The organism is Shewanella aestuarii (genome assembly GCF_011765625.1).
Taxonomy (GTDB): domain Bacteria; phylum Pseudomonadota; class Gammaproteobacteria; order Enterobacterales; family Shewanellaceae; genus Shewanella; species Shewanella aestuarii_A.
In genome coordinates this window covers 1,231,482-1,244,744 of record NZ_CP050313.1, presented here as the reverse complement: position 1 = coordinate 1,244,744, position 13,263 = coordinate 1,231,482, and the positions used below count along the sequence as shown (strand labels likewise).

Below are 13,263 nucleotides of genomic sequence, written 5' to 3'. Positions count from 1 at the left end.
ATAGGAGCAAATTAATGACAGATATCAATCTAATTACCCACCAAGCCTTTCGATATGTTCAATGCACTTTAGTTGATGGTGTTGGCGAGCTGATCCTCAATCGCCCTGAAGTCCACAATGCATTTGATGAGGTGATGATCAACGAGATGATCACCGTTATCCAAGCGTTGGCCGACCATGCTGAATGCAAAATGTTAGTGCTACGTGCTAACGGTAAAAACTTCAGTGCTGGCGCCGATTTAAATTGGATGCGCAAGCAAGCCCAAATGGATTTCAGCCAAAACCTCGCTGACGCTAACGAGCTAGCGAAACTCATGCATGTCCTAGATAATTTTCCCAAGCCGACCATTGCACTCGTTCAAGGTGCGGCATTTGGTGGTGCTCTGGGATTAATTTGCTGCTGCGATATCGCCATCGCTAACCAGCGGGCAAGCTTTTGTTTAAGTGAAGTAAAACTGGGGTTAATTCCCGCAGTGATCAGCCCTTATGTGGTCCGCGCGATGGGGAACCGCCAAGCGAGGCGCTATATGCTAACGGCTGAACGTTTTCATGCCCAAGATGCATTACAACATCAGGTGATTCATGCCATTAATGATGACTTAAACGCGGAGGCAGCACCTTTTATCACCGCCTTTAAAGCGAATAGCCCACAAGGGATGGCGTGGGTTAAAACCTTAGTATCGCATCTCGAAAATGGTGTCATTGATGAAACTACACGGGCCTATACCAGCGAGCAGATCGCCCGCATTCGCGTATCAGATGAAGGCCAAGAAGGCTTAAATGCCTTTTTCGACAAACGCTCTCCGGCTTGGCAAGATGCCACCGTTCCTCAAGGAGCCAAATGATGTTTACAAAATTACTGATTGCCAATCGCGGCGAAATTGCTTGTCGTATTATAAAAACTGCGCAAACTATGGGCGTTCGAACAGTGGCATTATATTCTGATGCCGACAAAGATGCCCGCCATGTTGCCATGGCAGATGAATCCTTTTATTTAGGCGGCAGCGCCCCAGCAGACTCCTATTTAAAAGCGGATGTGATCATTGAAATTGCAAAAAAATCAGGCGCAAATGCAATTCACCCCGGATACGGCTTTTTATCAGAAAATGCGGAATTTGCCCGTCAATGTGAGCAAAACGGCATTGCATTTGTTGGCCCAGGTAGTGATGCCATCGAGGCTATGGGCAGTAAAAGCGCTGCCAAATCGATTATGGCCAAAGCCAATGTGCCCTTAGTGCCTGGTTATCATGGTGACGACCAATCTGATGAAACCTTGCTTGCCCAAGCTAAAATAATTGGCTTTCCTATGCTGATAAAAGCGGCTTATGGCGGTGGTGGCAAAGGTATGCGCATTGTAGAAAACCAAGATGAGGTATTAGCAGCGCTGCATTCAGCCCGGCGTGAGGCCATCTCTTCTTTTGGTAACGATAAGTTATTAATGGAGCGCTATTTACGCCAACCTCGCCATGTTGAAGTTCAAGTCTTTGCCGATACTTTTGGGAATACGATTTACTTATCAGATCGTGATTGCTCGATTCAACGTCGCCATCAAAAAGTGGTTGAAGAAGCTCCTGCCCCCGGTCTATCTGATGCATTACGCATGCAAATGGGTGAAGCCGCTGTCGCTGCGGCAAAAGCGATTGATTATGTCGGTGCCGGCACCGTTGAGTTTTTATTAGACACTGACAACAGCTTCTACTTCATGGAAATGAATACCCGTTTGCAAGTTGAGCACCCAGTGACAGAAATGGTCACTGGGCAAGACTTGGTCAAATGGCAGTTGGTGGTAGCCAGTGGAGGTGAATTGCCGCTTCGCCAAGACGAAGTCCGTATTCATGGCCATTCATTTGAAGTGCGTATTTACGCTGAAGATCCGCAAAATGAGTTTTTACCTGCCAGTGGCAAGTTAAATTTTTTACGCGAACCAGAGCAAAGCCGCCATGTGCGAATTGACTCAGGTATCCGTGAAAATGATGTGATCAGTAACTTTTATGATCCCATGATAGCCAAACTGATTGTATGGGATGAATCTCGCCCACGCGCGCTACAGCGATTAATCAACGCACTTGAGTCATATCAAATTAGCGGCCTCAAACATAATATCGAATTTTTAGCCAACATAGCTGAACATCCAGCCTTTGCCAAAGCTGATTTTTGCACCGACTTCATTGAACGCTACGGTGAGACATTAATAGGTGATGCCAGTAGCGAATCTGAAACTGCAATTGCCCTGGCCGGTTTATATCAAGTGTTATTACGCCAACAGGTTGCCAAAGCCAATGCACTAAACAGCAAAGACCCTTATTCGCCTTGGAACCAAGTAAGTGGGTTTAGGCTCAATAGCGCTAGTATTCATCATGTTGCCCTACTTGATGAAAAGCATCAGCTACAAAATCTGCTGATGACAGACTTAGGCGGTTCGCTGCACTTAGGCTTAAATGGCCAAGCCTTAAAACTAGCTGGTGACATAAAAAATGATGTGCTATTGGCTGAAATTAACGGTCATAAAAGCAAAATCCCCGTAAGCCATAACGGGGACGACTTTACCTTGTTCTTACCCAGTGGCAGCTACCAATTTACCGCAGTGCTTGCCCAAATTGCCGAAGATACAGTCAATAGTGCAGACAAACTTAAAGCCCCCATGAATGGAACAGTTGTGACTCATTTAGTGGAAGTTGGCGCACAAGTTAAGGCTGGTCAAGGTTTGCTAATAATGGAAGCCATGAAAATGGAATACACCATCGAAGCTCCATTTGAAGGCACAGTCACTGAGTTTTACTTTCAAAGCGGCGAGCTAGTCACCGATGGTGTTCAGTTGCTACAGGTAGAACCGATGGAAGTTAGCACTGAGGAAACCCACAAATGATGCCAACAAAAGTCAGCATTTTTGAAGTGGGTGCCCGTGATGGCTTGCAAAATGAACAACCTGTTTCGACAACAGCCAAAATGCAGTTAATTGCCGAACTTGCCGATGCAGGATTAACTCGTATCGAAGCTGGGAGTTTTGTGTCACCTAAATGGGTGCCACAAATGGCTGATTCGGCTCAAATACTGCAACAAATACCCAGAGTTAAGGGCGTCACTTACAGTGCGCTAACACCCAATCTTAAAGGATTTGAGTTAGCCCTTAATGCAGGTGCGGATGAGGTGGCAATATTTGGCGCCGCCTCACAAAGCTTTAGCCAAAAAAATATTAACTGCTCAATTGAAGAATCCATAGAACGCTTTATCCCATTGATGGAAAAGGCAAAACAGCACAACATTGCGGTTCGCGGTTACGTTTCTTGCGTCTTAGGTTGCCCTTATGAAGGTAAAATAGAGGTTGCTGAAGTTGCACGCGTGTCTGAAATTCTTTACAAAATGGGCTGTTACGAAATTTCATTGGGAGACACCATTGGTATTGGCACGCCTACAGATGCTCGTAGAATGGTGCAAGCTGTCAGTGAGGTTGTGCCAATTAGTCAATTAGCCCTGCATTTTCATGATACTTACGGCCAAGCATTAGCCAATATTTTAGCTTGCTTAGATTTAGGCATTAGCACCTTTGATGCCTCGGTTGCTGGCCTTGGTGGTTGCCCTTATGCCAAAGGTGCATCAGGTAATTTAGCCACTGAAGATTTAGTCTATATGCTTCACGGGATGGGCATTGAAACGAACATTGATTTATCCAAGCTTGCAAAAGCTGGGCATAACATCAGTGCAGTACTTGGACGACCAAGCGGTTCTAAAGTCGCTAATGCATTAAAATAATTAACCGATAAAAGGCTGGCATTACCCACACACATTTACCAGCATTTTATTGATTGCCTCAAATAAAGATAATAACCATAAGGACAGATAACCATGGCTGGATTTAACAAGGTCGTCCACAGTTACGATGAAGCACTACAAGGCCTGAGCAATGACATGACCATTATGGTCGGCGGTTTTGGTCTATGTGGTATCCCAGAAGGCTTAATTAACCACATGGTTAACTTAGGCGTCAAAGGATTAACCGCCATTTCAAATAACGCGGGAGTTGATGATTTTGGTTTAGGCTTATTGCTGAAACAACGCCAAATTGACACCATGATAGCCTCATATGTAGGCGAAAATGCTACATTTGAACAGCAAATGCTATCGGGTGAACTCAATGTGATTTTAACCCCTCAGGGCACCTTGGCTGAAAAAATTCGTGCTGGCGGTGCCGGTATCCCTGCATTCTTTACCGCAACGGGTTATGGCACTCCTATTGCTGAGGGCAAAGAAACTCGTGAAATTAAAGGACGTCATTATGTGCTTGAAGAATCATTAACCGCTGACTTTGCCTTAATCAGAGCATGGAAAGCCGATACCATGGGCAACCTTATCTTCCGTAAAACAGCAGCCAACTTTAACCCTATGATGGCGACCGCAGGTAAAATTACCGTGGTAGAAGCAGAAGAAATCGTCCAACCTGGTGAATTAGACCCCAACCATATCCATACTCCAGGCATTTATGTTGATCGGATCATTAAAGCCAGTTTTGAAAAACGAATCGAGCAACGCACTGTTAAAGCGGCGAAATAAGGAATAAATCAATGGCACTTACAAGAGAACAACTCGCTCAGCGCGTAGCAAAAGAATTGCAAGATGGCTTTTATGTCAACTTAGGCATTGGTATTCCAACTTTAGTGGCAAACTACATTCCCCAAGGTATGCAGGTTATGCTGCAATCTGAAAACGGCTTATTAGGCATGGGAGAGTTCCCAACCGAAGAAACAATCGATGCCGACCTCATTAATGCCGGTAAACAAACCGTTACCGCTGTTGATGGCGCATCGTTTTTTTCATCTGCAGAAAGCTTTGCCATGATCCGTGGTGGTCATGTGGACTTAACCGTATTAGGGGCATTTGAAGTCGATGTGAATGGTTCAATCGCCTCATGGATGATCCCAGGAAAACTGATTAAAGGTATGGGCGGTGCAATGGATTTAGTTGCTGGCGCAGATAATATTATTGTGACCATGATGCATGCCGATAAACAGGGTAACTCTAAACTGCTACCCGTTTGTGAATTGCCGTTAACGGGTTATGGCTGCATTAAACGCGTATTGACCGATTTAGCCTTTATCGAAATAAAAGACGGAGCGTTTCATTTATTAGAGCGCGCTCCCGGTGTTAGCGTAGACGAAATTATCGCTAAAACCGCAGGTAAGTTAGTTGTGCCAGAACATGTACCGGAAATGGTTTTTTAACCCATACTAAATACAAAAAGCCCGCAAAATGCGGGCTTCATTTATGGACGACATTCAGCTAATTACAGCTCAATATTAACCCATACTAAACGGTGATCTGAAGAAACCGACTTTCCGCCGCCGCCCCAGTTCCCCACGCGAACATCATTCATCATTAAGCGCCCTTCTTCGAACGTTGCTGGCCAGAATACACCTGACTCAGTCACATTTAAATCGCTAGATGGAATAACATGGTCTAAGCGTAAACCTGATGTGCTGGTAATAACACCAGGATATTTAGTTCCCCAGTTTGATTCACGACACTCACCAGTAGAAAGACATTCAGGGCCACCTAAACTGCGTGGCGCATAGACACCATGAGTCGCCAATTGATTCACTTGATCACTATACATTAAGTCTTTGATCGTATCTAAATAACCATCGCCTCTTTCAGGATCAGCATTTAAATCGCCTAAGATCACAAAAGATGAATCTGATTTAATACCGCCTTTAGTGCCTTCATCATCATAAATGTAAGAACCGTTACCTGAAATGTAATCATCCCAAAACTTAACTTCAGCACGATTTAACAGCTTATTATTTTCAGTTAAGGTATCGAAAATAGGCGGCGTTGGATGTGAAAGTAATAAATGGATGACTTTATCACCCTCTGCGGTAGGAATAATAATTGGCGCATCAACATGATTTTTTGACGACATTGGCTTTTCAGCCCAAGCGGCTTCGCTGTACCACTCATCACCACAAGCCATTCCCTCAGGAATAGGATACCTTTCATCATCACAGTTGGTGATAATTGGGTTCTTTTCACCTGGCATGTCTTTCCACTTGAAGTGCTGGAAAGTACGGATGTTGTCAGTATCAATTGGATACTGTGAAATTAAGCTAAATGCATATTGGCCATGATAAAAACCAAAACCCCAAGCATCATCAGGTAAAGCAACTTTACCATCACGATTTAAATCGTGATCACTTAACAGGCCGGTGTTAGTAGCAAAGTTTTCTACGTAAGGAAACTGAATAGGCTCAAGTAATTTAACTTCATCAGACGTTGAACCAAGTGCATTTTGTGGCACAGCAAGGTAATTTAAGCGAAATGCTTGAATGGCATCTAAATCTTCACCTGTACCATCATTATTAAATTCAGCCATCAATAAAACGGCTGGACGCTCAGTTTGAATAATTGCAGCCACGTTTTTGATCTGAATGACTTTCTCTGCGATGGTTTTTTCATTGCTTGTTAACGTGCCGTCAAACCATTTATCCATTAGCACTTGCTGTTCAGCAGGTGTTAACTTCAACTCAGCCACGAGATCTTCATAAGTATTACGATCGAAAGATAAATTATAAACGCCAATTTTGACATCCGTTACCTTAGGTGCAGGATCAACGGGATGATAGTAATTAGTTTCGTCATTACAACCTGTTAATAATGCTACACCAACGGCCATAGCTGCAGCTGTTTTTAATAATTTCATTTGAACCCCTTTATTATTGATTTATGCCTCCTTTCTTGGAAGCTAACAGGGATTCTAAACAGTAGGCCGAGCATTCATCAAATATAAATAGCCAATTTTAACAAAAGGTTGGCTGCAGAGCGAAGATGGTTAACGCTCGGTTAAACCGAACCCAAATTTGTTAATTTTAGGTTTGTCATTATGACAACATTACCAAAACATAAATTAGAAATGACTATGTTTAACACCCTAAGAATTATAAATTTAGAGCGTTAAACATACTTATAAAGGAATTATAAATCTGAATTTGAAGTGTGGGTTGTTGCACTAGCTTGACTAATAGTTTGCAATTTTTGAGTAAGGATAATTAGCTGCTCTGTAAGTAAACTCATGCTATAACCCAGCATAGCTCCAAGCATCAACGGTGGTAAAATCGCGCTGATATCAGCATTCATAGCAAACGTAATACAACAACCAATAAAAGCACCAGGAATAAATGCTAACTTACGATAGCTTGCCTGTAAGCACATGATTGAAGTGACTATTCCGGTTAACGCGTAGCTGACTAACGGCGAGGTAAACATTTGACTACCCGCAATAATTGTCCACCCCCAAAACACACCAGACAAATTAGTGGTCATCGCCATCATCATGCCTTTAAAGCCTGATTCAGTCTGAGCAAAGAAAGTGCTACAGCCTAAGAAGCCAATCCAAGTGACTAACTGAAATACATCAGCAACACCAGCCCAAAGCGCCGCTAAAAAACCTGCAGATAAAGCAATTTGCCAACGATGCTGCATAATAAAGCCTCACTAGATTAAAAAATAAAACTCAGTGTTTCAAATTTAACACAGTTAATTCAGCAAGCACGAATATTTAACTAAAATTAAGATCAATATCCCATAAATAACGCAATTCAAGGGCAAGCGGCAACAATGGTTAACATTGACTAAACTCATGGTAAGCGAGCTCAAAATCGCCAATTGTAATGGCAAAAAAGCACTGCAACAAAATTACTGAGTTTTTACTCCAATTAGGTTATTGTACTTATTAAAATCATAAAAATAACATCAATTCTGTTGCTGTCTCATTTGCAATAGAAGGTATCAACACAAGGAACGACCGTATGCCAATTTATCAAGCCCCTCTTCGTGACTATCAGTTTATTTTATCTGAACTGCTTAATATCTATCAGTATCAAGATCTGGCCGGTTTTGATGAAGTCGACCCTGAACTCGTCGATGCAATCTTACAAGGCGTAGCTGATTTCACTACCGAAGTGATGCTTCCACTTAATGCCAGTGGCGATTTAGAAGGTTGCCAACTTATCGATGGTAAAGTGATCACTCCTAAAGGCTTTAAAGAAGCCTATCAACAATATGTGGATAATGGCTGGGCAACATTAACCTGTGACCCAGAATTTGGTGGCCAAGGGCTGCCGGAAGTGGTTGGCACCTTTGCTACCGAAATGAAAACTGCCACCAATATGGCTTTTGCCATGTATCCTGGGTTAACTCATGGTGCTTATGCCGCGATTCATACTCATGGAAGTGACGCACTAAAGCAAAAGTACCTTGCCAAACTGGTGAGTGGTGAATGGACAGGCACCATGAACTTAACTGAGTCTCATGCAGGCACTGATTTAGCCTTACTGCGCACCAAAGCCAAACCACTGGGTGATGATACATTTGCTATCAGTGGCGAGAAAATCTTCATTTCATCAGGCGATCACGACTTAGCCGAAAACATTATTCATTTAGTACTCGCACGCTTACCCGATGCACCTGAAGGCGTTAAAGGGATTTCATTATTTGCTGTACCTAAGTTTTTAGTGAATCCAGATGGCAGCATTGGCGAAGCCAATTCACTAGCTGCAACCGGCCTTGAACATAAAATGGGGATTCATGGCAACTCAACCTGTGTGATGCATTTTGACAATGCAGTAGGTGAATTAGTCGGTGAACCACATCAAGGGTTACGGGCCATGTTCACCATGATGAACCAAGCACGATTGGGCGTTGGCATTCAAGGTTTAGGTGTATCTGAAATCGCTTATCAAAATGCGCTAGTTTACTCTAAAGATCGCATTCAAGGCCGTGCACTCAGTGGTGTTAAACAAGCCGATAAAGCTGCCGATTCCATTTTAGTCCACGGCGATGTGCGCCGTATGCTGCTATCACAAAAAGCTTTTAATGAAGGAACACGCGCATTAATGGGTCAACAAGCCCTGTGGCTTGATCAAGCCGAGCGTGAAAGCGATCCGGTAAAAGCAAAACAAGCTTCTGCGCTTGCGGCCTTATTTACTCCGGTCGTAAAAGGCTTTGTAACCGACCAAGGGTTTAAAGCCTGTGTTGATGCTCAACAAGTTTATGGCGGTCATGGTTACATCAATGAATGGGGCATGGAGCAATATGTACGTGATATCCGTATTGCAATGATTTATGAAGGCACCAATGGTGTGCAAGCCTTAGATTTGGTGGGGCGCAAACTGCTTGCTGATAAAGGCGCGACGTTAAATCTATGGTCTGAAATGGTGAAACAATTTATTGCAGACAACAGCGCCAATGAGAAAATGAAGCCATTTATTGCAGGCTTAATGGATGCTGCCGGTGATTTAGAACGCGCCACAGGATATATTGCTAAAAATGGGCCAACCAACCCTGACATCATTGGTGCTGCATCATTTGCTTACATGCAATTATTTGGGATCAGTTCACTAGCCTGGATGTGGGCTCGTATTGCAGCGACATCACTAGCAGCATTAGATAATGGCTCAGAAGACGAGGCATTCTATCAAGCTAAATTAAAAACAGCGGCTTTTTATATGACATACTGGGTCAGTCAGACTCGCAGTTTGCGTAAGCAAATTGAAGCCAGCAGCCAACAAATAGTCGACTTTGCTGAAGATTATTTTTAATCGTAATCACAGTAAATAAGTAAACAGAATTAGCGTTGACAAAATACGTGATAACAGGGCCAATTTTTCAATAAGTCTTTACTACAATGGAAAAATATAATCTTGTTATCTGGTATTGTCGCAAGCGATAATGAGCATCTATAGCGATTGATGTAAGTAATTGACTGCAAAACACCTATAAAAATGCCGCTAAATTTGAAGTGACCCCATAAAGTTGGACATTTCTAGTTAAGCGGCATTTTTATTGACTGACTATCAATACGCTTAAGCGTATTCGGCCATAAAATCATCTAGGCTATCGTTAACCATTTCGATTTCATCACCTGTAAATTGGGCAATGTGAAATAGCGCTTCACCTTCATTAGTTACCGGAATATTACTATTACCAATAATAATCCCATCTGTGGGCGCGCGTAACGCTACCGTCTCACCACCATGAGGGTTAACAACATAAGCTAAAATATTGCCTTTATTTACTCTTTCCCCCAACTTAAGCTTAATATTAATTAAACCATCGGTTTCACTGCGTACCCAATAGCTACGACTAGCATTAACGCTGCCTTTATTTGTAATGCGTCCTTTAATCATTTCAAGGTAACGCATGACATTTTGCACACCTTTAACACCCGATTTAATCGACATTTCACTAAATCGTAGCGCCTCACCGGCTTCGTACAAAATACACGGGATCCCTTTACTATTGGCATAACCTCGCATAGAGCCTGTGACATTTTTAGAGGTCATAATCACCGGTGCGCCAAAGGCGTTTGCCATAGCAAACATCACTTCATCATCGGTATCACATCGTATTTGCGGTAAATTATCACGATGGATCGCACCTGTATGCAAATCAATAATATGGGTTGCTCTGTCAACTAACTGATGCGATACCAAATAGGCCAATCGACTTGCTAACGCCCCTTTTGATGAACCAGGAAAGCAACGATTTAAGTCGCGCCGATCAGGTAAGTATCTTGATTGCTGAATAAAACCAAACACATTAATAATGGGCACCACCAGCAAAGTACCCACTAATGTTTTGGCATTGATTTTACTTAATAGACGTCGACATATTTCAACACCATTAAGCTCATCACCATGAATGGCCGCACACACTAATAATGTCGGGCCTGGTTTAGTGCCATGGAAGACTTCAACATGCAATTCCATTGGCGTGTCGTTATAAAGTCTTGCTGCAGGAAGCTTAACGCTTTCCTGCGTGCCTGCTTTGACGCTCACTTCACCTAAGGTGAAAGCTTCGCGCTTTTTGGCCATTAACCTACTCCTTTCGTCTTAGCGCTGGTTTTTTTAAGGTTCTTTTCAAGAAACTGAATAATTTTATCTGCGACATCAATACCCGTCGCTTTTTCTATGCCTTCAAGGCCAGGTGAGGAATTAACCTCCATAACCAATGGACCATGTCTAGAGCGTAAAATATCAACACCCGCTACATTCAGACCCATTGTTTTAGCTGCTCTAATCGCTGTTGAGCGCTCTTCAGGCGTCAATTTAACAATAGTTGCTGAACCACCACGGTGTAAATTTGATCTAAATTCACCTGCTAACGCTTGACGCTTCATCGCCGCAATGACTTTATCGCCAATCACAAAACAACGAATATCAGCACCACCCGCTTCTGCAATATACTCTTGCACCATGATGTTAGCTTTTAAGCCCATAAAAGCTTCAATCACTGATTCAGCCGCTTTACGGGTTTCAGCCAGTACCACTCCAATACCTTGGGTACCTTCTAGCAGTTTAATCACGCAAGGAGCACCACCGACCATGTCAAGTAAATCAGGGACATCTGCGGGTTTGTTTGCAAAGCCTGTTACTGGTAAACCAATGTTTTTACGAGATAATAACTGTAATGATCGCAATTTGTCTCGCGAGCGAGTGATCGCAACCGATTCATTTAATGGGTGAGTTCCCATCATTTCAAACTGACGCAATACCGCTGTACCATAAAAAGTCACAGATGCGCCAATGCGAGGGATAACCGCATCAAATGTTGGCAACTCTTCACCACGCGCATGAATACTTGGCGCGTTCATGTTGATGTTCATATAACATTTTAGTGGATCAACAACACTAACATGATGGCCACGAGCTTCGGCAGCCTGTTTCAAACGGTTTGTGGAATAAAGATTTTTATTCCGCGACATAATTGCAATATGCATTTTATTCACCTTGTAAATAGGACGCAGCTGAATCCACTAAAAATCGGCCTTCTAATGCACGACGCCCTAACAACATCCGAAATTTCATGTTATCTCTGTTGGTTAAAGTTAACTCAACATCAAACTGACTATCGCCAATAATAATTGGCGTTTTAATTACATAACGATTTGTAATATGACCGCCTGAGTCACTCACTTTGCGGCGATCAAATATCGGAAACTCACAAACAACCTCTCGATCAGAATCTTGCTCAGGATGAAGCCAAACTCGAACCCATTTCTGTTTTTCTTTTTGAAATGGCTTTATTTTAAAAGCATGTAAACAAGAGGTTTTCGCTCCTGTATCTACCTTAATTTTGACTTTTTCATTATCAATTTCAGGAAATTGGCCCCATTCGCGCCAGCCCACTATACCGAGGGTTTGTGTACTCATGGTATATCCTTAGATTATTAAGGGTTTACAATTAATTATGAATCCAACTACCGTAACATGATTCAACATAAAAAACTTTAACATATGCTAACGGCAGCTAACTTACATTGCTGCGAAGCAAAATTTCGCGCAATATACACTGCATTAACACTAAAATATATGACTTTGTATTACTATTTTTAGCACTGTAACAATCCACAAAAACACCACTAACAGAATGTCAAACAAGACATGCATAACCTATAAAAATATAGACGCTAAATTGAGATAATGATTTATGTTTTCTCAAATAACTTTTTAAATTTTAGATAAATAAAAACATAACGTTAGATATTATTTCAATGTCAATTACCCATACAACAATACACAAAACTGCCCACAGTACGCCTATCTAATTTAAACGCCAAATACCAACATGCTGTTATTAATGAATTTAAAAAGACTGAAAAAAATAAAAAACATTGGGATGTGTTGATGATTATGCAGCGGCATTTGCCGCACCATCAAATTTTATGAAGATATTATTTTACTGTGAGCGTTTTAAAACGTAACCGATAAAGCTGCTAGCTAACAAGCCATGCCAGTTTGAACATCAGCGCTTCAATTTAATGGCATGGCTTGGGTTATAGTTTATTACAGAAAGCAAAACTAAGCCGCATTGGCTCGCATACCATGTGGAATAGGTAAACCTCTTTCATTGATATTCACAAATACCATTTTATCGATACTGGCAATGGGTGCTTGATTAATTTTATTGCGCACCTTACAACGAATGGTTACCGAGCTTTGACCTAAACTAACACTATCAAAACCAAACTCGAGTATGTCCCCCACCACAGCAGGCGTCATAAAGTTAATCTCAGAAATAACTTTAGCAACATGACACTGACTCTTCATTTGGCAACTTGCAAAAATGGTAGCTTGCTCGTTTATCCAACTGAGCAACTGACCACAGCACAGCGTTTGGCAACTGTTTAAATTAACCGGTAATACCAGCTGACGACTGTAATATTTCATATAAACCTCACTCACTAAATAGGGGATACGATAACGCATACCTCTA

General features: G+C 42.2%; 12 protein-coding genes. 6 read left to right on the top strand and 6 right to left on the bottom strand.

The genetic code is table 11. The features are described 5' to 3' along the window. Positions 1 to 14 precede the first annotated feature (14 nt). The 5 genes from HBH39_RS05725 (at position 15) to HBH39_RS05705 (ending at position 5,216) form a co-directional block, all read left to right on the top strand. Complete coding sequence (locus tag HBH39_RS05725) at positions 15 to 845, top strand: enoyl-CoA hydratase-related protein (RefSeq protein WP_167676436.1); 831 nt, start codon at positions 15 to 17, stop codon at positions 843 to 845. After that, positions 845 to 2,866, top strand: a complete 2,022-nt coding sequence (locus HBH39_RS05720; protein WP_167679981.1) for an acetyl/propionyl/methylcrotonyl-CoA carboxylase subunit alpha — start codon at positions 845 to 847, stop codon at positions 2,864 to 2,866. The genes HBH39_RS05725 and HBH39_RS05720 overlap by 1 nt, the downstream gene beginning before the upstream one ends. Beyond that, positions 2,863 to 3,750, top strand: coding sequence for a hydroxymethylglutaryl-CoA lyase (locus HBH39_RS05715; RefSeq protein ID WP_167676434.1), 888 nt, complete (start codon positions 2,863 to 2,865; stop codon positions 3,748 to 3,750). The genes HBH39_RS05720 and HBH39_RS05715 overlap by 4 nt, the downstream gene beginning before the upstream one ends. Before the next feature lie 93 nt (positions 3,751 to 3,843). Next, a complete protein-coding gene (locus HBH39_RS05710; RefSeq protein ID WP_167676432.1) occupies positions 3,844 to 4,548 on the top strand; it encodes a CoA transferase subunit A in 705 nt (234 codons plus the stop codon). Positions 4,549 to 4,559: 11 nt separating this feature from the next. Beyond that, positions 4,560 to 5,216 carry a 3-oxoacid CoA-transferase subunit B gene (locus HBH39_RS05705; protein ID WP_167676430.1) on the top strand — a complete coding sequence of 219 codons (657 nt, stop codon included), beginning with the start codon at positions 4,560 to 4,562 and terminating at the stop codon, positions 5,214 to 5,216. Positions 5,217 to 5,278: 62 nt separating this feature from the next. Here the strand turns inward: HBH39_RS05705 and HBH39_RS05700 are convergent, their stop codons facing one another. Both HBH39_RS05700 and HBH39_RS05695 read right to left on the bottom strand, forming a co-directional pair. Then, the gene (locus HBH39_RS05700) at positions 5,279 to 6,691 is read right to left on the bottom strand and encodes an endonuclease/exonuclease/phosphatase family protein (protein ID WP_167676428.1); all 1,413 of its coding nucleotides are present in this window, start codon (positions 6,689 to 6,691) and stop codon (positions 5,279 to 5,281) included. Between the two features lie 272 nt (positions 6,692 to 6,963). Then, on the bottom strand, positions 6,964 to 7,470 hold the full coding sequence (locus tag HBH39_RS05695; RefSeq protein ID WP_167676426.1) for a DUF1097 domain-containing protein: 507 nt from the start codon (positions 7,468 to 7,470) through the stop codon (positions 6,964 to 6,966). A gap of 326 nt (positions 7,471 to 7,796) precedes the next feature. Here HBH39_RS05695 and HBH39_RS05690 point away from each other — a divergent pair, with 326 nt between their 5' ends. Next, a complete protein-coding gene (locus tag HBH39_RS05690; protein ID WP_167676424.1) occupies positions 7,797 to 9,587 on the top strand; it encodes an acyl-CoA dehydrogenase C-terminal domain-containing protein in 1,791 nt (596 codons plus the stop codon). A gap of 264 nt (positions 9,588 to 9,851) precedes the next feature. On the opposite strand, the gene HBH39_RS05685 is transcribed toward HBH39_RS05690, so the two are convergent. From HBH39_RS05685 to HBH39_RS05670, 4 genes are all read right to left on the bottom strand, one after another. Beyond that, positions 9,852 to 10,862: a succinylglutamate desuccinylase/aspartoacylase family protein gene (locus tag HBH39_RS05685; protein WP_167676422.1), complete on the bottom strand. Its 1,011-nt coding sequence runs from the start codon at positions 10,860 to 10,862 to the stop codon at positions 9,852 to 9,854. Then, positions 10,862 to 11,767, bottom strand: coding sequence for a 30S ribosomal protein S6--L-glutamate ligase (gene rimK, locus HBH39_RS05680; RefSeq protein ID WP_167676420.1), 906 nt, complete (start codon positions 11,765 to 11,767; stop codon positions 10,862 to 10,864). Before rimK ends, HBH39_RS05685 begins: the two co-directional genes overlap by 1 nt. 1 nt (position 11,768) lies before the next feature. Then, complete coding sequence (locus HBH39_RS05675; protein ID WP_167676418.1) at positions 11,769 to 12,200, bottom strand: ATP-dependent zinc protease family protein; 432 nt, start codon at positions 12,198 to 12,200, stop codon at positions 11,769 to 11,771. A gap of 648 nt (positions 12,201 to 12,848) precedes the next feature. Beyond that, positions 12,849 to 13,217: a hotdog domain-containing protein gene (locus tag HBH39_RS05670; RefSeq protein WP_167676416.1), complete on the bottom strand. Its 369-nt coding sequence runs from the start codon at positions 13,215 to 13,217 to the stop codon at positions 12,849 to 12,851. Between the last annotated feature and the right edge of the window lie 46 nt (positions 13,218 to 13,263).